We start from the raw sequence: 20,197 nt of genomic DNA, 5'->3' as shown, positions 1-20,197 counted from the left end.
CCCTCCAATTCCCGGGCAGCTAATCCCCGTGTCCACCAAAGCGGGTACGTTCCACATCTTCTGCCTCCTCGCAGACAAACGGCGACGCCCAGCGCGCCGCCGCCGTCAAGGAGACCAGCGATCACCACCCCGCGCTACCAACAAGACAGAACCCCGCTACCAACAACCCGGACCAGCGCTACCAACTCACGCTATTCGCCACTCAAGGAAGGCCGGTCGAGTCGCTACGCCCGGCTGTTGTGTCTGAGCTCACGTGGAGCAGCGGACCTGGCTGCCTTCACGTGTTGCCGGCGAAATGGCGATGCTCATGTGCGCAGAGCTCAATTCGTCGACGAGAGAGCACGTGTGGGCCCAGTGGCTGCGCGAGCACCCAGGCGGCGCAAAGACGCGTGCTATCCCTATCGGCTAGCGGATCGGATGGCGGCAATCGTTACGCGGGGACGCTCGTGCGGGCTGTCCTTTTCTGCAAGCCGATCGGGCTTGGGCTTGGCTGCTGGCATCGCACGGGACCGTTGGTCGCGCTGGGACTCTTTGACGAGGGCGCCTCGCTTCGCCGCCGGCTTCACGGTGGTGGATCCCCCGGCTGCACGCTTCGCGACTTTGGAAGCAGCTGGCGCCGCCGCTGGAGCCTTCTTCAGCGGCGCGCGCTTCGGGGCAGCGACTCGCACCGAGGACAGCTGCGACACGCGTTGCGGGGAGATGTCAAGGAGCACGGCGACATCGCGAACAGGCAGGCCATCCCCTTGCAACCTGCTCACGGCACGACGCATCGACTCGGATGCCGCCTTGGCCGCTTGGGCGGCCTGCTTCGACGCCGTGCGAGCGGCCTCGGCCACGTCCGCGGACCCGAGCACTGGAACCACATCGATCGACTCGTCGGCCAGGTCGATGTCAAGCGTGGCGAAGGCATCCCGCACGAGCTCGTCAACTTGGTCGAGGCGCTTGGCTTGGGTGTAGATCGGTTGGCCGTCATGTTCTGCTTCGATGGCCCACCAATCGCCGGAGCGGGTTGCGGTGACTCGCATGGTCAGTCCTCCTTCTTAGTCTCGAAGTGCTCGATGATCTTCTTGGCGGTGATCTCGTTGATGTCCTTGTGTCGGGGAACCACGTTCTGCCGGTCACCGATCTTCACCTTGGTGTGGTTGGCGCCCTCGCTGATGACCAGTTCGTGCTCCTGAGCCTTGGCGATCGCACTCAGCCGCTTCACCAGGTCTGTCCGCTCCGCAGCGTAAGTCTAGACTACTAGATCGATCAAGTCGAGAGAGCTAGACCTTTGGCGCTTGATCTCGATCCCGTGAGGGACGCCCCGTATCCACCACGATCCGTCGCCGCTGCTAGCGGGCCTCCTCGTGAGCACGAATGACGGTCCACGATCGGTCGTGAACGCTGGTTTCCCCGACCTCGAAAGCGTGTGTGGGGGCAACTCCACTGTGGGTTGCGCGAAATTGCCTGCGCGCGTGCGGGATACGGCTCAGCGGCCTCCTCGGCGTGCTGGAGCGGCAAGGAGCGCAGCGGCATACGGCACGTTCTTGATGCCGTACGCCGCTGGGCCGGCTGGGCCACGGGCCCTGACGATCTCATGGATCAAGCGCCCGCGTCACGCAAGGGCGCCGGCCGAAGCCCCAGGGCGGACCTGGCCTCGGCCCGCGAAACATAGGTGACCTCGCCGAGTTGCTTGCGTAGCTGGTAGCGCGCGAATGCGAGCTCGTCCGCCAGGTCCTCGATTCGCCGAACTTGGTCGCTGAGGTAGGTGCGGATCGCCTCGCGGGCGACCCCTTGCTTGCTGCGCTTCTCGCGTCGGGCCTGCTCGGTCAGCATCCGGTCGTCGGCGTCGCTCAAGCGCAGCGTCATCGCCATGACTTCGACGGTATCGCCAGACACCGCTCGGAGGGGCGTGACGCGACGACCGCCCCTGCCTCGTGAGTCGGTACGGGCGAGCCGGGCCAGACGAGCGGTCCCGGGCCCGGGACCTACCATGTGGACGGTGACATGGGTCCCCGCGGTCGACGAGGTCCAGCGGTCACCTCGTGGGCGGTATCGATGTCGTGATCTCGTGAAACTCCTCACGCGGCTCTTCAACCGCGGCTGCACCGGCGATCGGTGTTGGCCGGTGCGGCAGCCGGACCGGGAACAGGGCGCCACCGCCTCGACCGGGATAGACGTACAGTCCACGGACCGGGTCCGGTACCGCATCCAGAGCGGCTCGCACGCCCGGGAGGGCCCGGAAGGCCTCACGAGTTGCTTCGTCGGGAAACCTGATCTCGAGGATGACGCCCCATCGGGGCGTGTGCCACTTCCATTCGGTGGCGCCGTTGGTGATGGCGGTCTCGGTCATCGCGTCGCCGCGCCCAGATCGCCACAGACTGGCGGGAACCTCGGCGTCCTGTATCTCGATGGTGAGCCAGCACCCCATGCGAATCAGCGTACGCCGCTCTCGGGTCCTGCCCTCGGTCGTGTATGGGTCAGAGTTGGAGGTGAAGACGCAACGCGTCGTCCAGCTGCGCCATGAGGCTGGCCGGGACGCGGCCAAGGAGCAGTCCCACCCTGTCGACGGACACCGAGCGTACCTGTTCGGCCTGCGCCTTGGAGTCCCTGCGCAACCCCGTCTCCTCGGCCGTCAGGGCTGCTTGGAAGGGGTACACGTGGGACACGTTGCTGGTGATCGGCACGATCGTCACTACGCCGCGCCCAAGCCTGGCGGCAGTCGTGTTGGCCCGATCGTTGCTGACGATCACCGCCGGGCGCCGCTTGTTCGCCTCTCCGCGTCGGGCTGGATCCAGCCCGACCAAGCGAATCTCACCGCGCAGCATCGGCGAGACCGTCGGCGGTGGTCTCCTCCCAGGCTGCCGCTTCACCAGAGGACTCCCACTCCTCCCACGCGGCGGCGTAGGCGTCGTCGAGATGGGGGTCGCGGAGCATGCGGATCGCCTGCGCGATGGCAGCGGACCGGGTCGTGATGCCGGCGGCTTTGGCGTACCGGTCCAGCGCGGCCACGTCCTCCTTCGGAAGGCTGATGCTCAGTTTCATACCACGAATACTACTTCGGTAGTACTCAGTATCGCGGAGAACCTGCATTAGGCACTGGGCCGAGTACACGCCGACATAGACCATGCTGGGTCACGTGCCTGCGGTCTTGTCGAAGGGCTTGCTCGTCGCGACTGCCCAGGCACCTGCACATCCCACGGCTGCCCCGCGCCCCCCGCGCCCGCGGACCTACAATGTGGACGGTGACGACATTTGTTCTCGTGCCCGGCGCCGGAGGTGATGCCTGGTACTGGCACCGCGTCGTCCCGCTCCTCACCGCGGCTGGGCATGAGGCCGTGGCCCTCGACCTACCCGCTGACGACCCGGCCAGCGGTCTGCCCGAGTACGCCCGGATCGTCTCGAACGCAGTCGGCTCGAGCCCCGATGTCATCCTCGTGGCCCAGTCGCTCGGGGGCTTTCCCGCGGCGCAGGTGGCCGCCACCGGCGAGCATCCGGGCCTGCGAGCGATCGTCTTCGTCAACGCGATGATCCCGGAGCCCGGTGAGACCGCCGGGGACTGGTGGGAGCACGTCGGCCAAGAGAGTGCCATGCGCTCCGCGGCCGAGGCGGGCGGCTGGACCACCGATTTCGAGGTCGAGGCCTACTTCCTGCACGACGTCCCACCGGAGGTGCTGGCCTCCGGCGCCGGTCAGGAGAAACCCCAGACCGACACCGTGTTCGCGGTGCCCTGCGACTTCACGGCGTGGCCGCCGATCACCACTCGCGTCGTGGCGGGACGGGATGACCGCTTCTTCCCGGTGACCTTCCAGCAGTCCGTGGCGCGCAAACGACTCGGCGTCGAGCCGGACGTCCTGCCCGGCGGCCACCTCATCGCCCTGTCCCGACCGTGGGAACTGGCCGACTACCTCGTCGCAATCTGAGGCCCAGCGAGTGCCCGCTGTCGAAGAGGTGCCAATAGCGCGAGTGCATCGGTGCCTGAACTCCCACCACAAGGAGCTCGTCGACTGCCGAGCCCCGCTCTGGCTCAGTCCGTTCCATTCCGTATGCCGCTGGGCGCGCTACCCACCGAGGGTGCACTCCCGCGCGCACTCCCGTGGGCACGCTGGGACGGACCGCGGTGGGCGCGATGCTCACTCGATCAGGGTGCGGCGAGCGGAGCGCTGCGAGCGGGAGCCAGCCCAGCGGCATACGTGATGGTTGTTGCTCGACCTCCCTGGCGGCGCGATCACGACGGCAATCGGTTGACGGTTCGCGGCAGCGTCGGCGTTCTGCCGGACGACCACCATCGCCAGTACGCCGGATCGCCCGTGCTCGGCGGACCGGACCACGCCGAATAGTGGTCGTTCAGCGAAACGCCGCGAGCCAGGTGCCGCTGAGCTGAGGCCGGCCGCGCAGCAGCAACACGTCGACGGATCACTCGTAGTGAGTCCACATCCGCAGCACGTGCACGACGTGCTCGTCGGCGACCACTTCGTAGACGAGACGGTGCTGGATGTTGATGCGCCGCGAATAGCATCCCGCCAGAGCGCCGACGATCTCCTCGTAGCGGGGCGGAGTGGCGAAGGGTCTTCGGCGATCACATCCAGCAGCTTCCGGGCGCGAGCCTTGAGCCCCGATCTCGCCAGCCTTCTTGCGTCCTTCTGAGCCTGGCGCGAGTAGATCAGGGTCCAGTCGCTCACCAGTCGAGCTCGGTGGCCCCGGCTTCAACGCCCTCCGCGCGAGCCTGACGGATCGACTCAGCCAACCCCGGCACCGACCCGAGGAACAGGGTCTCCTGAATCGCCTGCCAGTCCGCCTCACCCACGAGCACCGCGCTGCCGCGCTGCCCCGTGATCGTCAGCGGCTGGGACTCATCGTTCACCTGGTCGATGAGGCGGTACAGGTTTGCACGCGCGTTGGTTGCGCTCACAGCGGTCATGATGAACACCTCCTTCGCTAACGTACGTTATTCCGTACGTTAGAACAAGAGTCCCCGACACGGGCAGCTCTTGCTAACCCCGACCGACGACTGAGGTCGACCAGGCGCTGCGGTCCCTCCTCGACCTGTGAGGCGGTGGGCAGCAGACTCACCGTTGCGCCGGACGGCCACTATTGCCCGTGGGCCAGATCGCTCGTGCTCGGCGAGCCGCACCACGGCGAATAGTGGTTGTTCGGCGAAATGCCACGCACATCGGGACGCGTACCCGCACCGTGTCCAGCGCCCAAGCGGCACGCGGCGTCACCCTCGGCAAGAATGGCGGGGCGTCCTGACCCAGCCTCCTGGAAGGAACCACCCCCATGAGTCCCACCTCCGACCGCGACGGTATGCCGCCCAGCGCGCTACCCGACGGATTCCACCCTTTCGCGGTGGCCCAGATCCCGGCCGTCCCGTGGAAGAACGGAGGGGGCACGACGCGCGAGGTGGTCGGCCGGCCGCCCGGTGCCGGCTTCGACGAGTTCGACTGGCGGGTCAGCATTGCGACCATTGCCTCGGACGGCCCCTTCTCCGCGTTCCCCGGCGTGGACCGCACGATCATGCTCCTCGCGGGAGACGGGGTGCGGCTACGGGGAGCGGGTGTGGACCACGCTCTCGACGCGGTCGGCGAGCCGTTCGGCTTCAGCGGGGACCTGGCGATCGACTCGGCGCGGCTCGGCGGCGAGTCGACGGACTTCAACGTCATGACCCGTCGGGCCCGCTGCCGGGCCGAGGTCCTCCTCGTCGAGCGCGCCGGTGACCTCGAGCCGGCCGACGCCGGGCTCGTCATGAGCCTGCAGGGCAGGTGGCGGCTCGCCACCGAGCCGACCGGGACGCCGGGCGCCGAGACCGAGGTGGCGCCACACGAGGGCATCTGGTGGTCCGGTGCGGGCGGTATCCGCGCGATCTCATCCGTCGCCGGTACGGGCGACGGGGATGCCCCGCCGCGTCTCGTGGTGGTGCGCATCCGCCCGGTGTGACCGCGCCCCGGCCAGACAGCACGTGACCAAGAGCCTTCTACCAGAACGCTACTCGCGTCCGAGCCAGAATCACTTCTCGAAGTCGCTTCCGCGGCGGCCGTTGACGGACGGCACCGCGTGAGTCCGACTGCAACATGAGGCTGCTCGTCGCCTTGTCGGGTCGATTGAAGGCGGGCCTGCCGGACACTCGGCTCGGCCGGCGCCATCGGCGGCCGCGTTCGGCACTGATTGCTGCGGCTGAAGATCGTGGGGCGAGCAACCCGCGAGTCTTCGGCGGTGTGGCGCGAGGCGAGATCGGCGAGGCGGTCAAGGCCCTTCGACAGACGTCCTTGACATTGCCCCCAGCGGATGCCGACCGCAGCGGGCGCTCCTCTGGCCTTATGCCACACGCAGTCTCGTGGGACGATTGGAGGTCCCTTCGTTGATGGAGAGCAATGCACGCCCAAGCCACCGCGGCCGCCCACCACACCCGGCCTCTCCCGCGCCGCAGCCCAGGCGCTGCAACACCATTCAGAGTGGCGGCGCGAGGGTCAGCCCCGGTCGCCGACCCGACGCCTGCCCTGCTCGCCGCTTCAGGACGGGACACGCCGACCGGCGCTCCGGCGCACCGCGAGGCGCGACTCGCGCACGACGTGGGCCGCATCCGCATCTTTGCAGCCGAGGGGGCGGAAGCGCCTGCTTCCTTGGGCGGCGGATGGACGGATGCGGCACGCGAGCGCGAAGCAGAGGCGACGGCCGAGTCGATCGCTCGCGACGGCGCACGCGCGCCGTCCGACCGCGTTCTGCGCGCACACGACCAACCGATGCTCCGCACCTTGTCGGGCACCAGCGCGCTCCTTGACGCGGGGGAGCAGCTCGATCTCGGCGCCAGACGATTTATGGAGCCGCGAATCGGCTTTGACCTCAGCGGGGTTCGCGTGCATCGAAACGTCGCCGGGAACGTGGCGGCGGCCGCGCTGAACGCCCGCGCCTTCACCGTCGGTCGCGACATCGCGTTCGCACACGGCGAGTTCCGTCCAGACACGTCGTCGGGACGCCGCCTCCTCGCGCACGAGCTGGCCCATGTCGGGCAGCAGGCGCGTGCCGGTGCCCCGATCGTCCAGCGGCAGCCGAAACCACCTACGGAACAGTGGCTGGCGCAGATCGACGACATCCTTCCCAGGAAAGTCGGATTGGTCGTCCACATCGGACGGATCGTGGAGCTGTCCGAGAGGTTCACCACCAGCCAACTGAACGAGCTGGTCGGGCTCATCCACGCCAATCCCGACGCCACGGCCTTCACCCGCGACGAGGCCGGTGTGCCAGGCATCATCGCGCTGCAGGAGACCCGCATCGGCAAGCGCCTCGACGTCGACGCCGCACGCTTCCTCCTGAAGAGGTTCCCCGCGAAGCGCCGGAAGCCGCGGGCCTCGGAGGAGAAGAAGGGCGCTGTCTTCTCCGAAGACGTGGTGCGAAGCGCCTTCATCAAGTTCCACTACAACGCGATCCTGCCCGGGAAGGATGACCCGAAACCGGCGGACCTGCCGAACGAGGTTCGCCAGAACTGCATCGCCATCGTGCACTCGCTGGCTCCCAAGCTCTTCTCGAGCGAGCCGGTCGTGAAGAAGATCGAGAAGCGATTCGCGAAGCTCCGAGAGAAGGGTGAGACGTACACCATGGTGCACACGGGTGACACCCTGTCCGGCATCGGTGTGGCCGACCCACGTGTCGAGGTCAAGTTCAACGACGCGAAAGGGAAGACGACCAACGGCAACACGGAGCCGAAGACGCTCGTCAGCAGTGTGTTCGACAAGGTCATGGACAAGGTGGGCAGCGATTTCGGCTGGCACATCTTCGGGATGGCGATCATGGACGGCCACCACAGCGTCACCCTGTTCGTGGACAACCAGCCCGAGGGACGGACGTTGTTCTGGGCAGACCAGTGGAGGCTCGACCCGGGTGACAACTTCTTCCAGCTCCCCGGGGCGATCTCAGGGTTCCGTCAATACGACAAGGCCGGGTTCGACACCTTCATCGAGACCATGACGAACAGGTGGTGGAACGACGTCCACAGACCCGACTCCGACTGCGGCAAGAGAAGTGGCAAGAAGTGGGACACGGTGTGCCGCTACAACACCACGGTCATGCTCTGGCAGCTGCGAAAGGTCGTCCAGAAGTAGCGAGTGCTGTGCCAGCGGCCATCGATGACCTCTCCTCGGAGTCTCGGACCGGTCTCGGACCGGTCCGTCGGTTTGCCGGTTCCGCACATCGTGCTCCTGTCGCGGGTGCGATTGAAGGGGCCTTCGGGATTCTCGTGAAACCCCTATGTGTCCGGGGGTCCGGCCCGCTTGCGCGTGGGTCGTGCCGCCTTCGCGGGCCCGGCCTTCTTGAGCTCGGCGATCTCCGCCTCGAGGGCAGCCAGCCTCGCCTCGAGCGCGGACTCCCCAGTCTGCCCAGTGGGTCGACGCCGCTCAGTCGGTCCCGGCATCGCGCCCGGAGCCACCACCGGCGCGGCGGCGCGGTGCACCTCGAAGTACCGGACCCTCCCGTCCTGCTCGAAGAGAGTCACCGCGTCGCCGGGTTGCGCTGTGCGGAAGTAGGTCGACACGTCGCTGATCGGCGCGAGCACACCGCTCGTGCGCACCGGCGCCGTCGTCACGCTGACGCCTCCTTGGGTGAGACGCTCCACGACTGCGTCGGTCGGCTGCCCGACCGTGTTGCGTCCGACCAGAGATCCTCCGCGCGGTCTCGGCTGCGGTGGCGTCTCGGCGGCCGAGGCGACCGCACTGCCGAACATCGAGCCGCGAGCCCTGAACTCGCTGATGCTGGCCCCGAGATCCCGGGACTGCGCGAACCCGAGCAGCTCGGTGATCCGGTCCACCGACACCCGGTCGGAGCCGGGGTCCTCCTGGTTCACGGCGTACTTCGCGAAGAAGGGCACGACGACCGAACACGCCGCCTTGGCGAACTCACGAGCGAGCAGCGGCAGGAACGGAACTGCCGACAGCCAGTAGCCGATGAGCGGGAAGCTCTTCACGTGTCGCCGACGGGAGAAGTTGCACACCCGGTAGACCTGCTTCGCGCGTACGCTGATTCCGGCCAGGTAGAGCTGCTCGGTCCCCTTGGGCTGTGGGCAGCGGACGAGGAAGTGGTCGAAGAAGCAGTCCTTGAGGTACTGGAGGAAGCCGCCGAGGAGATCTCCGTAGGCCTCCAGCATCCCGGCCCGGTACTCCGTCAGGGCTTCGCGGTCCACGCGAGGGTCGCCCTGCAGCAGCGGGAGAGGGACGACGCTCAGCGTGTTGGAGCCGTAGTTGAGGGCCACCACCATGCTCGAGGTGGTTGCGGTGGCGAGCGACAGCGGCCCCACCTGCAACGGGATGACCACCTCCGGCAGGACCCGCCCCTGAGTCGCATCTAGCACCTTCAACACATACTCGTCCGCCACCGCGACGCCGACGAGGCTCCCGACGCCGACCAGTCCGACGGAGCCTTTGCCGCCGTGCACCTGGTCGGTTCCGTCCCCGACGGGCACCCCGTCGCGCAGCCGGAACGTTGCCACGGCCTTCGTCCCGCCCGTGCTGACGACCACGGAGACCAGCGGGCCTGAGCCGTCCGCCGCGGTAGCGACGGCGATGTCGTCGTGGCCCGTCGCAGGCAGCTGTATCCGTGGCCCGATCTCGTCGCCTCCAGGCACCTTGAACTGCCCGACGTACGAGTAGTCACCGACCTCGCCGTCCTGTGCCATCGATGCCGCAACGGCGAGACCCTCTGGGGTGATCACGAGGTGTCCGGTGGGGAAGAAGCCGTTGATCGGCAACGGCTGTGCGCTCGGGTCGACGTTCTGCGGGTCGAGCCGGAACAGACCCGCGGCGTGCCAGGTCGTCTGCTGCTTGTTGTTCACCGTCTCGACGACCTTGCGGTGGCCGATGGCATACACGAAGCCGGGGTCGGCGGCGGTCGTCGCGAGGGTCACCCACTTCACCCCGCAGACCGTGACGGTCGGGAGCCACTTCACCTCGTCCGGGAGGATCCGGCCCACGCGGAAGATCGTGTTGTCCTCGTTCCGGGTGGGGACGGCGACATACACGAGCTTGCCGTCCGGCGAGAAGGCCACGTCGGTCACGGCGCCCGTCCCCGTGTCGACCTGGTTGTCGCTCGTGACCTCGACGCCGGCCACGGCGTCGATCCTCGACATGAGACGCCGCTCGGCGAGGTCGTAGCGGTTGACCAGGGCGGTGGGGTGCAGCGGGTTGAGGCCGGCGCCGACGGTCCAGGCCTCGCGTCCACCGGGACGCATCCGCACCCGGGAGTGGCCCCCCGTGCCGAAGACGGTGTCCAGCCCCTTGGCGATGTCGGGGTAGGCGGGCGGCGTCCGTACGCCCTCGAACATGGCGCAGAAGGTCTCGCTCTCGAGGCGCTCGCGCAGGCCCTTGTAGAAGCGCTGGAGCAGGTCGTCCTCGCGGGGGGAGATGAAGGCGTTGCGTCCCGACTTCGTGTTGACGACCTGGATTGCGAGGTTGCCGAGGGCGGCGACGAGCTGTCGCTGGGGGCCTACCGGCAGACCCTTCTCGTCCTCGGGCGGCTCGAACTCCTTGCGGAGCCAGTCGTGCAGGCTCTTGATGCAGTCGGTGTAGAAGTCCATGAGCAGGGTGCCCTGGAGGATGTGTTGCAGGTCGTCTTCACCCTTGGTGTACGGCGTGACCTGCAGGGCCGGCTGCCCGTCCGGCCCCAGCTCGGTCATGCTCATCGTGAGGCAGAGGTCGGCGTTGCCGTTCTCGTCGATGACCTCCGGGTTCTCCTCGGCGAGGGCCATCAGCCGTTCGAGCACGTCGACCGCGATCGGTGTGGTCACATCGAGGTCGTTGCCGCCCGGGTCGAGGGCCGTGCCCGGCTCGACCGTGACCAGATGCCGGACCTGCCCGTCGTCGGGGCCACAACGCACCCGGAGGCCACAGACGATGCCCCAGCCGTGCAGGAGCCGGTGGTGGCGGCGCAGGTCGTGCTGTCGGCAGAGCCGGTCCAGCGCGTCTTGGACCGTCGAGAGCCCCGGGAGGTCGCACGCGGTCCCGTCGACGGCCACATCGCTGGCGGTGAGTGTCGTCAGTGACGGGAACTCCGTCAGGCACGGCGCGACATCGAGCTTCCCGGAGTCGACCCGGACGATGCCGACCTCGGCGTAGTGGTGCTCGACCCCCTGCGCGAGCCGGGCGACAGGACCGTCCGCGTCGCGTGGCCAGTCGAGGTCGGCCGTGGCGATACGAGCCGGGACGAGCCAGTAGTCGCCCACGCGGTAGGTCCCCTCCGAGAACCGGATCCGCACGCCGTGCTCGAGGTGTTCCTCCTCGCCGAAGGTGATCTCGAGCTCGGCCTTGCAGTCCCATCGCCGCACTTGGGCGTGGTCGCCGAAGTCGTCTCGGTCGACGCTGTCGGCCGTCTCGGGCCCGTCGGCAGTGGAGGAGTCGATCTCGAGCACGTCGCCGGTGGGGTCGCCGGACAGTGTGACGAGCGTGCCGGGGCGGGCCTGCAGGACCAGCGCGTCGTCGACGAGCTCGACGAGGTCACCGCTCGCGAAACCGCGGGTGGCATCCGCTGTAGGACCCGCGACGACGAGGGACCCGGTACCGGACGAGGTCCACGCTGCGGCCACGGACGCATTCTCCCGGCTCCAGAGCACGATCGGCCGACCATCGGTCGCCAGCTGGTGCACCTGTACCCGGTAGAGCTGGTTCTCCAGGCCGGTGTAGCCGCCCGCGGGCGTCGGCGTACAGAGGTCGACGTCCGCTGCGGGCGCCGTCGCGAAGGCCTCCATCCGCCCGGTCGGCGCGGCGTAGACCTCGTCCGTCCAGGTGGCCAGATCGTCCGCGCAGGTGAGCTCACCGACCACCCCGGGCAGCGGGAGCAGACGCAGCTGCCACACCGTCCGGGACCGGGTGGCGGTGTCGGGACCGCCGAGGGCCGGCTCGCGGATGCCGGGAGCGTCCAACGCCGTCAGGGTCCGTTCCCAGACGTCGAGGTACGCGAGGTACTGGCCGTCGGTGAGGTCCAACGTCCGGGGCCCCCCGCCGTCCTGCTTCGTCAGCTCTGGTTTCGGCAGGTCGGGTTGGGTCGCGTACGACGCGACCCGGTAGAGGCGGACCGGGCCGGTCAGCGACGGAGGGGCCGGGTCCAGCCGCACCGTCCGGTCCGAGGTGTCGACCGCTGCGACCCGCGCCGTCGCTGTCCCGTCGGTCCCTTCGACGGCGACCCAGTCGTGCACCGCCAGGGCCGAGCCGTCGAGAATCGTGGTCCCGACCGTCGCGACGTCGACCGCGATGGTCGCCGGGGTGTGCTCGCCCGGTGTCTCGCAGAGGCTGCCATCGACCCAGCAGCGCCCGGTGGACAGCAGGAGGTCGTCGGCGTCGGGGGAGGCGGTCAGTGCGAATCCCCCCGCGTCGCGTGGGGTGCCGCTCGAGCCCACGGTGTCGACGGTCGCGGTGTGGTCGCGATGGGCGCTGATGTCGAGCTGTTCGTTCCAGTCGGCGTCAAGCTGCACGCGACCCTGTTGCAGCCGCACTCCCGAGTAGTGCCGGAACGGCTCGAAGGTCAGTCGGGTCAGGTCTCCACCATGCATCGTCGTCCCCTTCAGGTCACGTGAATGACGCCGGCCCGCAGGCCGATGGGTAGGTACTCCTCGAGCGCGATGCGCAGGTTGGCCTCCCGCGCCGCCCGCATGAGGTGCCCGAAGGCCCCCATCTCGCTGTTGCTCGTGGAGCCGGTGAGCAGCTCCACCGCCGTGGTGTCCGCTAGCAGACCGTATGCCGGCTGGCCGGCCTCCCGAGACACGAACTGGGGCCCGAGGCGGGCTCGGACCTGCTCCGCCGGCGGGGCGTCCTTCGCGGCGAGCGCCATCTCGGGTTGGCACCTGTACCGCCGCGGAGCGCGGACGGCCTCGGCGAGGTAGCAGTGGCTGAGGCAGCCCTCCTGGACGCGCGCCACGTCGACGCGACCGTCGAGCAGGCAGTCGCGGGCATCGAGCCGACGCAGGGTCACGTCGCCGAGACAGGTGGTCTCGGTGAGCTCGGCGACTGCTTCGGGCGCCGAGATGGCCGGACCGCCGCCACCGTCGACGATGCTGGTGCGCGCGACGAGCTGCGGGCCCTCACCGGCCACGAGCAGCTGGCCGGTGACACATCGGTCGATGACGACGGCGAGGTCGGTGTTGCTCCCGGCAACCTGCACGCCGGGGCCGCTGCCCGGCACGACCGTGGTGTGCTCCAGCCGGAGCAGACCCAGGTCGCCCGCGGCCACCGAGATGCCGCCCTCGATGACGAGACCGTCGAGCACCAGACGCCCTCGGGGCGTGTCGGCGTCCGCACCGGTGCCACCGGTTACGGTCAGGCCGCCCGTGATCACCGGGCGACGCTCGTCGAGGACGAGGTCGGCGGGGTCGAGCGTCTCATCCGCCGTCGGCGCCTCCTCCGCCTGCGGCCACACCCCGCTCGTGAGCAGCAGCGTGCAGCCGGCCGGCACCGTCACGCTCAGCGGGCCGGCATACGTGCGGCTGTCGAGCACGGCGACGACGCCGGTGGTCCCCTCCTGCGGTGTCCCCCAGTCGCCGAGCGCAGTGGTGACCTCGGTGCGGGTCAGTGCGGGCCGGGCCGGCAGGGCTCGGCCGACGGCGCGAGCGAACGTGGCGTGCTCGAGGACGTCCGCGGCAAGCGGCCCGCTGCGATCGTACGGTCCGGCTCCGACGCGGCCAGGAGCCAGACAGGTGAAGTCGACCTCGACCCGGCTGGGGACCAACCCGTCGCGGAAGGCGAGTCGCCCGAGCACCGGGTCCACCGCGGCCACGAGCGGAGTCCTCGGTCGCCGCCAGCCGGTCGTCACGGTGGGCGGGGGGTCCGACAGGTCGGCCACAGTGAGCTCCTCCGCGGGGACCTCGGCCAGGCCGGATCCGAGATCGGCGAAGACCCGCAGGACGGGCTGGTCGCCGAAGAAGGACGCGGCCGTGGGGGCGTGTCCGTGCCGACGCGCATCGAGCTCGTCGGTCAGGACGCGTCGCCGCAGCGGACCGGGCACGTGCCGTTCGGTGGCCAGCACGTCGATCGAGTCCTCGGGCAGCGGGGCGTTGGCCAGCGGCACCTCGCCCCCACAGGGGTCGAAGAGGTATCGGCCGGCCGACCCGCCCACCGGATGCGCAGTGGCCCCCGCCAGGCGGAACGGCTCGAGACGCCACACGCACAGTGCGACATCGGGGATGTTGGGACGGCCGGTGCGCGCCCCTCGCACGTCGGCGGTCCGGCAGGCGCCCTCGAACGGACCATCGATCCGCTCCAGGGCCTCGGCGCGGTGCAGGTCGACCGTCGCGGGCGCACCAAGGCGGATGTGCCCGAGGAACTGCGACCAGGCCAGCAGCTGGTAGAGCTCGACCACGTGGCATGGCCATCCGGTGACGTCCCTGGCCACCTGTTCCAGCGCGGCCGCGGTTCCCTTGCGACGACGGGCGGCGATGGTGTTGGCCACGTGGGCCCGCGGGGTGGTGCCCGCCGTACCGACGGGGTGCAGCGGGCGGGCTCCGACGAGGTCTCCGATGTAGCGGACGGCCCACGGGGCGCACGTCTCGATGAACCAGTTGTCGTAGAGCTCGGCGAGCTCCTCGGCGATGGCGTCGGCCTGCCCGGCGAGGACCTCGACGAGGCCGCGGAGGTAGCCGGACTGGGCCCCCTCTGTGTCGCGGAGCCGGTAGACCTGCGGCAGCAGCTGCCAGAGCTGCTCGACGCTGCTCATGGCGTCATCCTCGTGATCTTGATCCCCTTGACGAGCAGGAGGGATGCCGGGTCCTGAAGGGTCGCGAGCGCGGGGTCGCGAGCGGGGAGCACGTCCGATGACTGTCCCGACGTCGTCCGGGCGAGACGCGTGACGGTGACCGCGAGCACGCCGGGCACCGCCTGCACCACCGCCGAGATCTCGCTCCGGGCGACAGGCTGGTCGAGCGACCGGGCGCTGAAGCCGAACGCTGCGAGCAGGGCCTCCCGCACTCGCGCTTCGAGCTCTGCCGCATCCCAGGCCGGGTCGGGGAACAGGTGCAGCTCGACGTCGAAGGTGGAGGTCTGGGCAGCGTCGACGACGATGATGCGATGCGGCGGGGAGACATCTGCAAGCTGCCCGCGCAGCTTCTCCCGGTCGTCGACCCCCACGACCTGCCCGTGCTCGCCAGCGACGCTCACGCGGACCACGTGGCGCTCGTTGACGACGGACACCGTGGCGGTGGCCTTGGCGATGCCCGGCGTGCTGGCGGACAGGGCGGCGAAGTCGGTGACGGAGACGGCCCGGTCCAGGCTGAGCACTGTGCGGGTCGCGAGCGCGCGCAACGCCGCCGGGTCGTCGGGGTCGGCGGCCAGGCCCGTCGGCAGGGGGTTCGAGGCCGAGCGAACCCCCAGTGGGCGGGTCATGACGAGCTGCACGCGCCCGGCGGGCAGGACACCGGACAGACCCGTGCCGATGCGGTAGGTCGCCCGGACGTTCTCGATGCCGGTCGGCAGTCGGGCGCCGGTGCGGCCATCGCCGAACTGCACCGTGACGGTGTCGTCCGATGCGGTACGAGCCGTGTAGACCCGCTCGGTCGGTCCTCGGCCGTACAGGGAGGACACCTGCGTCCACAGGACTCCGTCCACCCGTACGGCCAGGCTGCTGACGCCGTCGACCCACGTGAGGGGGGCCTGTGCGAGGTCGAAGCGTTGGAACGCCTCAGTGCCCTGCCCCGAGCCGAGCACCTGCGTCTTCGTCTCGCCGTGGGAGGCGGCCACGGCGTTGGCACACACGGTGGCGGTCGCCCGGTCATAGCACCCGCGCACCGGAGTGGCGAGCACGAGCGTGTCGACCCGCGCGCTGGCCGTGTCACCGGGCGATGACGTTGCCGATGCCATGGTCGAGGAGCTGACAGGTGCGGCCGCGACAGCGGTCTCCGCGATGACCTCCGCCGTGGGCGACGGTGGCACCCGGCGCAGCTCGGTGGGGCCTGCGGTCACCGAAGCCTCCTGTCCACCGAGGATGACCGGCCAGACCGCCTTGCTCCCGGCGGCGGCGCTGGGGCCGGCCACCTCGACGAGATCGCCGGGCTGGAGCGGGATCGTGGCCCCGGTGGGCCGCAGCGCCTGCAGGTCGAAGACGCCGTCGGCCACGCGCATGACCGGCCGATGGCCGCTCACCACGAGGAGGTGTCCCTCGGGTGGGGCAAGCACGCTCTGGGCGAGATCGATGGTCGCGCCCTGCACGGGCGCCTCGACGGGTGAGGGCGCGACGTCGAGCTGCCGGCTCTGGGCGAGTGCCACGGTGGTGCGCAGCCGGTTGCCGAAGGTGCCCGCGACATCGGCTGTCCCCGACAGCGAAACTCGCGTCGTCCGGCCGCTGATGGCGAAGTCCGATCGACTGCCCAGTGCCGTCGACTCCACCCGGTAGAGCTGCGCGATGGTGCTCCCTGCCGATCCCGGAGCGCGCAGCACGAGCCAGCTCCCGGGGACCACGTCGGGGTGGGCCCCGTCGAGGTCGATGGTGTTGGCCGGCGCGCCGGATGGTACGACCGTGAAACCGGGCCAGTCGTCGGGACCGATGAGCTGGACCGTCAGGATCTTCGACGGCTCGACTGTCGCTCCGGTGCCTCCAGCACCGGCGACACCGGTCTCGCCGGCGATCATTGCGGTGCTCGTGGCACTGGCGGTGAGGACCGGGGGCGGGTCGAAAACGTGCCGGGTGTCCACGGGGATGGCCCGCCAGTCCGGGGCGGTCGCGCCGAAGAGCGTCGCCCGGAGGCGCAGCGCGAAGACCTCGATCACCTCCGGCGCCGGCAGCGCCGTCGGCAGGGGATCTGACCAGGTGACCTCTGTGACGCCCTGGCCGGCCAGCGGTGCGACGCTCGTCGCGACCCGGATGGCCCAACCGGTCGCACCGGTCTTGTTGGGCGGCGAGGCGAAGAGCAGCCAGTCGCCGGCTCGCAGGTCGGTCACCAGCCCGGTCAGGTACAGGGAAGTGTCGCCGGCACACACCGGGTCGGGAGCTGCGGTGCGGGCCCGCATCGCGTTCCACTCCGGGCGGGCGTCCAGCGCAGCTGCCGTCTCGAAGGTCTGCGGGGTCTCGCCGGGCCCGGGCCGGCTGGCGACCTGGGTGCCGGCCGGGATCGGCACGACGGTGGGCGCGCCGGGGACGTCCTCGAGGGAGAACGTGAGCACGGTCGTCGCGGCTCGTCCGGGGCCCCGCTCGTAGCCGACCGTGCGAGCCAGCTCCACCAGCGAGCGAGGCTCCGTCGCCGTGCGGAGGTAGCCCTCCTGGACGGCGCGCTCGCTGTAGAAGGACAGCACGTCGAGGACGCACGCCCATGCGTCGAACAGTGCCGCGGCGGGTTCTCCGTCGGTGCGGGCCCGGAGCCGACTCACGCCCGGCGTGTCAGCGGCGCTGCGGCGCATCGACTCGAGGTATCCCGGCTGGGTCCCGGAGCGCCACCTCAGGACCGTGGCCCCCGGCTCGGGGTTCTGGGTGCGGCCCTGCACGGCCGCTGTCTGGTTGCTCGTCGTCGGCAAGGTCAGCGCCGCGTCGTCACCTGCGGCGGTGGCGCCCGCGCAGCCGCAGTCCGACAGTGGGAGCTCGGGAATCGTGCTCATCGCTCACCCGCCAAGGTCAGGTCGAGTCGGCCGGTGGTGATCCCACCGGGCCGGGAGGAGTCGACGGTGAGCTCGATGACCTCCAGCGGCCCGGGGGAGAGCACGCCGGCGTCCAGCTCGCCGGAGGACTCCTCACCGAGACGTTGCAGTCGCGTGGCCTGCACCCAGCGCACCCCGGGCACCTCGAGCACCGCCTGGTGGAGCCGGCTCAGGTAGAGCGGCTGGCCGAGCGTCAGCTCGTCCGGGTGGAAGAACGCCCGCCGGCCGTCCGGCAGGTGCCCGCTGCCGAGACGCCGCCTCACTCCGCGCTCGACCTGGGCCCCGTCGGCCCCCGGGGCCACGCAGATCTGAAGCGCCAGGTCGAGCGGCACCCGGGCGGGTTCTCGGACCGCCACGTCGACCCCGACCATCCGGTTCCGGCCGAGCGCTCGCAGCAGGTCCTGGTCGAGACCGTCCGTCGTCAGCGGGGCCCCGCCGACCCGGTCGACGGTGGTGTGGGCGGCATACCAGCTCCCGGTCCAGCGCACCGATGCAGCCGCCCGCTGCACCCCGGGAACCGCGGCCACCACGGCCGCGTAATCGTCCGTGGTGATGGCGCGCCGCTGCCGACGGAACGCCTGGGGCGCGGCGAGTCGCACGCGCTCGGTCGACTCGGGGGCCGTCCCACCCGTGGCCGACGTGACGTTGCGCACGGCGTCCACGCCTGACACGGGCAGCACCAGATAGTTGATGGCGTCGGGTCCGAGGTTCCCCGCGGTCCCTCCACCGATCCGGGCGATGACGTCGAAGTCGGTGTCGGCCGCCGGTCGTCGTCCGTACTCGTCGTCCCCGAAGCGCACCCGGGCAGAGCCGTCGTCCTCGGTCTCGATGACGAATGCCGGGTCGCTCGGGCCGGCACCGAGCAGGTCGGAGACCGGCTCCCACCTGTCGGACCCGTCGAGCAGGAAGACCTCCGGCGCCGCGTCGGCCGGGTCGACGTCGAGCAGGCCCCGGGCGGGTGCGCTCGCTTCATACGCGACGCGATGAGCCAACGGCCCGTCGGGCAGAAGCGGTCGCCAAGGTCCGGGCGGCGGGAGCTCGGCCACGAATCCCCTTGCTGGTTGGGTCTCCCCGTGGTCAGCGACGGCGATGTTGCCGCGGGCGACGAGCACCGCGGTGCCGCGAGAGCTGACCGTGAGGGATTCGGCGAGCGCGTCGCGACCGTCCCAGACGACCTCGAGCAACGTGGTGTCGTCGAGGGGATCGGTGGCCTCGCGCACGTCGGTGAGCCGTACCACGGCCCGGTGGCCCGGATCGGGCGGTCCACCGTCCGGCGAGGCAACCTCCTCGAGCACCAGCAGGTCGCCGACGCCGAGGGCGGCGTCCGGCGGCCGCACGAGCGTCGCGCGCGTCGCACCTCGCGGCAGGCAGCACTCCTCGTCGCTCCACGTGTGCAGCGCCAGCTCGTTGTGGGCCGGGCGCGCAGCAAGGTCATGGAGGGTCTCGAAGACCGGAGCGCCGGGTCGGTCCGACGCAGTCATCGCCGTGCCCCGTGCGACGGTGAGCCCCGTGGAGACGGTCACGTGCACGAACGTCCGGGCGCTGGCACCCTCCGACATCCGGTAGTCCAGCAACCGGGCGTGGCGGCGCACCGAGGAGCGCCGCCGGGCGGTGCCGAGGTGGGCCTCCGTCGCGACGGCGTCCTGGGTCCAGCTGAGGTGGTCGGCGACGTAGGCCAGCAGCTCGACCAACGCGACCTGCACGTCGGCGGCGTGCCGCTCGGTCCACCCCGGAAGCGTCACCGCCAGGCGGTCGAGCATGAGTGTGCGGAAGCTGTCGTAGTCCTTGGCGAGGTAGTCGAGCACCGGCTCGGGCGCCGGGTCCGGCGGGCACTGCTCCGGCATCGCGCAGTCTGCGTCGGTCTCGCACCCTGCCTTGAAGCTGAAGAGCACGGTCGCGAGGCGCGGGTCGACGCCGGTCGGCACCTGCCCGCCCGTCCCCGGCTCCTGCACCCGCAGTTCGTATGCCGCAAAGTCGCCGGGGGCGTCGACCGTGACCGCGAGCGCGCTACCCGTCCCGTGGACCTCGGTGACGTCGGCTCCCCGGCCGTGCTCGCCTCCGACGACGGTGATGTGCTCCGCCGTCAGCGCCAGCCCGGGCGGCACCACACCCGTTCCCTCGATCGGCTGCAGGAAGTGGACGTTGAGCACGCGCTGGTCGTCGCTGACTTCGAGGAAGTCGATGCCGTTGAGCGTGCCGGCGGCGCGGACCTGCTCACGGCGGCGCTGGTTGCCGCAGTGGTACTGCGGGCGGGCCGGCGTGCTCATGGTGAGGGCCTCGTGAACGTGGCGACCCGCTGCTCGCCCGACCCGGCCTCGGCATAGCGCACGGTGACCTCGAGTGTGGACTCGCGGGCGACCACCTCGACGCCGTGCAGCTCGATGCGGTCGCCGAGCCACTGCCCCAGGGCGGCGGCCACGGCGGCCTGGGTGGCGGCCGCGAGGGGCTCGGAGCTGGGCAGGAAGACCATCTGGAGCAGCCCTGTACCGAAGTGCGGGCGGTTCACGCGCTCGCCGGGGCTCGTGAAGAGCACCTGCTCGATGAGGTCACGCACGTGGTCACCGGCGCTGGTGAGCGCGGTGCCGCCCTGCGCGTCGAGGTGGAGCGGGTAGTCGATGTCCACGAGG

The 20,197-nt window shown here is 70.2% G+C and carries 16 protein-coding genes and 1 pseudogene; 4 read left to right on the top strand and 13 right to left on the bottom strand.

Annotated elements, in window-relative coordinates:
• Positions 1-398 precede the first annotated feature (398 nt).
• From L0H79_RS01480 to L0H79_RS01455, 6 genes are all read right to left on the bottom strand, one after another.
• Positions 399-1,025 (bottom strand): hypothetical protein, encoded by a 627-nt coding sequence (locus tag L0H79_RS01480; protein WP_301482761.1) that lies wholly within the window; start codon positions 1,023-1,025, stop codon positions 399-401.
• A gap of 2 nt (positions 1,026-1,027) precedes the next feature.
• Positions 1,028-1,207, bottom strand: a complete 180-nt coding sequence (locus L0H79_RS01475; RefSeq protein ID WP_301482760.1) for a hypothetical protein — start codon at positions 1,205-1,207, stop codon at positions 1,028-1,030.
• A gap of 377 nt (positions 1,208-1,584) precedes the next feature.
• Positions 1,585-1,857, bottom strand: coding sequence for a hypothetical protein (locus L0H79_RS01470; RefSeq protein WP_301482759.1), 273 nt, complete (start codon positions 1,855-1,857; stop codon positions 1,585-1,587).
• Between the two features lie 163 nt (positions 1,858-2,020).
• The gene (locus L0H79_RS01465) at positions 2,021-2,413 is read right to left on the bottom strand and encodes a hypothetical protein (RefSeq protein WP_301482758.1); all 393 of its coding nucleotides are present in this window, start codon (positions 2,411-2,413) and stop codon (positions 2,021-2,023) included.
• 49 nt (positions 2,414-2,462) lie between these two features.
• Positions 2,463-2,810: a type II toxin-antitoxin system PemK/MazF family toxin gene (locus L0H79_RS01460; RefSeq protein ID WP_301482757.1), complete on the bottom strand. Its 348-nt coding sequence runs from the start codon at positions 2,808-2,810 to the stop codon at positions 2,463-2,465.
• Positions 2,797-3,027, bottom strand: a complete 231-nt coding sequence (locus L0H79_RS01455; RefSeq protein WP_301482756.1) for a ribbon-helix-helix domain-containing protein — start codon at positions 3,025-3,027, stop codon at positions 2,797-2,799. The genes L0H79_RS01460 and L0H79_RS01455 overlap by 14 nt, the downstream gene beginning before the upstream one ends.
• 200 nt (positions 3,028-3,227) lie before the next feature.
• On the opposite strand from L0H79_RS01455, the gene L0H79_RS01450 reads away from it, so the two are divergent.
• The gene (locus L0H79_RS01450) at positions 3,228-3,905 is read left to right on the top strand and encodes an alpha/beta fold hydrolase (RefSeq protein WP_301482755.1); all 678 of its coding nucleotides are present in this window, start codon (positions 3,228-3,230) and stop codon (positions 3,903-3,905) included.
• A 493-nt stretch (positions 3,906-4,398) separates the two neighbouring features.
• Here the strand turns inward: L0H79_RS01450 and L0H79_RS01445 are convergent, their stop codons facing one another.
• A complete protein-coding gene (locus L0H79_RS01445; RefSeq protein ID WP_301482754.1) occupies positions 4,399-4,692 on the bottom strand; it encodes a Txe/YoeB family addiction module toxin in 294 nt (97 codons plus the stop codon).
• The gene (locus L0H79_RS01440) at positions 4,661-4,903 is read right to left on the bottom strand and encodes a type II toxin-antitoxin system Phd/YefM family antitoxin (RefSeq protein ID WP_301482762.1); all 243 of its coding nucleotides are present in this window, start codon (positions 4,901-4,903) and stop codon (positions 4,661-4,663) included. Before L0H79_RS01440 ends, L0H79_RS01445 begins: the two co-directional genes overlap by 32 nt.
• A gap of 359 nt (positions 4,904-5,262) precedes the next feature.
• On the opposite strand from L0H79_RS01440, the gene L0H79_RS01435 reads away from it, so the two are divergent.
• The 3 genes and pseudogenes from L0H79_RS01435 (at position 5,263) to L0H79_RS01425 (ending at position 8,078) form a co-directional block, all read left to right on the top strand.
• Positions 5,263-5,919 carry a HutD family protein gene (locus L0H79_RS01435; protein WP_301482753.1) on the top strand — a complete coding sequence of 219 codons (657 nt, stop codon included), beginning with the start codon at positions 5,263-5,265 and terminating at the stop codon, positions 5,917-5,919.
• A 434-nt stretch (positions 5,920-6,353) separates the two neighbouring features.
• Positions 6,354-6,944, top strand: a pseudogene (locus tag L0H79_RS22120) (DUF4157 domain-containing protein); the annotation flags it as partial.
• Between the two features lie 171 nt (positions 6,945-7,115).
• Positions 7,116-8,078 carry a hypothetical protein gene (locus L0H79_RS01425; RefSeq protein ID WP_301482751.1) on the top strand — a complete coding sequence of 321 codons (963 nt, stop codon included), beginning with the start codon at positions 7,116-7,118 and terminating at the stop codon, positions 8,076-8,078.
• 143 nt (positions 8,079-8,221) lie between these two features.
• Here L0H79_RS01425 and L0H79_RS01420 read toward each other — a convergent pair whose 3' ends face one another.
• The 5 genes from L0H79_RS01420 to L0H79_RS01400 are packed head-to-tail and all read right to left on the bottom strand — an operon-like array spanning position 8,222 to position 20,193.
• On the bottom strand, positions 8,222-12,508 hold the full coding sequence (locus L0H79_RS01420; RefSeq protein WP_301482750.1) for a DUF6519 domain-containing protein: 4,287 nt from the start codon (positions 12,506-12,508) through the stop codon (positions 8,222-8,224).
• An 11-nt stretch (positions 12,509-12,519) separates the two neighbouring features.
• Positions 12,520-14,664 (bottom strand): hypothetical protein, encoded by a 2,145-nt coding sequence (locus tag L0H79_RS01415; RefSeq protein WP_301482749.1) that lies wholly within the window; start codon positions 14,662-14,664, stop codon positions 12,520-12,522.
• Positions 14,661-17,531 (bottom strand): hypothetical protein, encoded by a 2,871-nt coding sequence (locus L0H79_RS01410; protein WP_301482748.1) that lies wholly within the window; start codon positions 17,529-17,531, stop codon positions 14,661-14,663. Before L0H79_RS01410 ends, L0H79_RS01415 begins: the two co-directional genes overlap by 4 nt.
• Positions 17,528-19,837: a putative baseplate assembly protein gene (locus L0H79_RS01405; RefSeq protein WP_301482747.1), complete on the bottom strand. Its 2,310-nt coding sequence runs from the start codon at positions 19,835-19,837 to the stop codon at positions 17,528-17,530. The genes L0H79_RS01410 and L0H79_RS01405 overlap by 4 nt, the downstream gene beginning before the upstream one ends.
• Positions 19,834-20,193, bottom strand: coding sequence for a GPW/gp25 family protein (locus L0H79_RS01400; RefSeq protein WP_301482746.1), 360 nt, complete (start codon positions 20,191-20,193; stop codon positions 19,834-19,836). The genes L0H79_RS01405 and L0H79_RS01400 overlap by 4 nt, the downstream gene beginning before the upstream one ends.
• Between the last annotated feature and the right edge of the window lie 4 nt (positions 20,194-20,197).

It is taken from the genome of Intrasporangium sp. (assembly GCF_030452765.1).
Classification (GTDB): domain Bacteria; phylum Actinomycetota; class Actinomycetes; order Actinomycetales; family Dermatophilaceae; genus Intrasporangium_A.
This window is presented reverse-complemented; position numbering and strand designations above follow the sequence as displayed.

What these genes read in the sequence shown, in the direction of transcription:
- L0H79_RS01410 (WP_301482748.1), bottom strand. Translation starts at nt 17,531, where the DNA reads ATGAGCACGATTCCCGAGCTCCCACTGTCGGACTGCGGCTGCGCGGGC.
- L0H79_RS01460 (WP_301482757.1), bottom strand. Translation starts at nt 2,810, where the DNA reads ATGCTGCGCGGTGAGATTCGCTTGGTCGGGCTGGATCCAGCCCGACGC.
- L0H79_RS01405 (WP_301482747.1), bottom strand. Translation starts at nt 19,837, where the DNA reads ATGAGCACGCCGGCCCGCCCGCAGTACCACTGCGGCAACCAGCGCCGC.
- L0H79_RS01465 (WP_301482758.1), bottom strand. Translation starts at nt 2,413, where the DNA reads ATGGGGTGCTGGCTCACCATCGAGATACAGGACGCCGAGGTTCCCGCC.
- L0H79_RS01470 (WP_301482759.1), bottom strand. Translation starts at nt 1,857, where the DNA reads ATGGCGATGACGCTGCGCTTGAGCGACGCCGACGACCGGATGCTGACC.
- L0H79_RS01455 (WP_301482756.1), bottom strand. Translation starts at nt 3,027, where the DNA reads ATGAAACTGAGCATCAGCCTTCCGAAGGAGGACGTGGCCGCGCTGGAC.
- L0H79_RS01435 (WP_301482753.1), top strand. Translation starts at nt 5,263, where the DNA reads ATGAGTCCCACCTCCGACCGCGACGGTATGCCGCCCAGCGCGCTACCC.
- L0H79_RS01440 (WP_301482762.1), bottom strand. Translation starts at nt 4,903, where the DNA reads ATGACCGCTGTGAGCGCAACCAACGCGCGTGCAAACCTGTACCGCCTC.
- L0H79_RS01480 (WP_301482761.1), bottom strand. Translation starts at nt 1,025, where the DNA reads ATGCGAGTCACCGCAACCCGCTCCGGCGATTGGTGGGCCATCGAAGCA.
- L0H79_RS01415 (WP_301482749.1), bottom strand. Translation starts at nt 14,664, where the DNA reads ATGAGCAGCGTCGAGCAGCTCTGGCAGCTGCTGCCGCAGGTCTACCGG.
- L0H79_RS01420 (WP_301482750.1), bottom strand. Translation starts at nt 12,508, where the DNA reads ATGCATGGTGGAGACCTGACCCGACTGACCTTCGAGCCGTTCCGGCAC.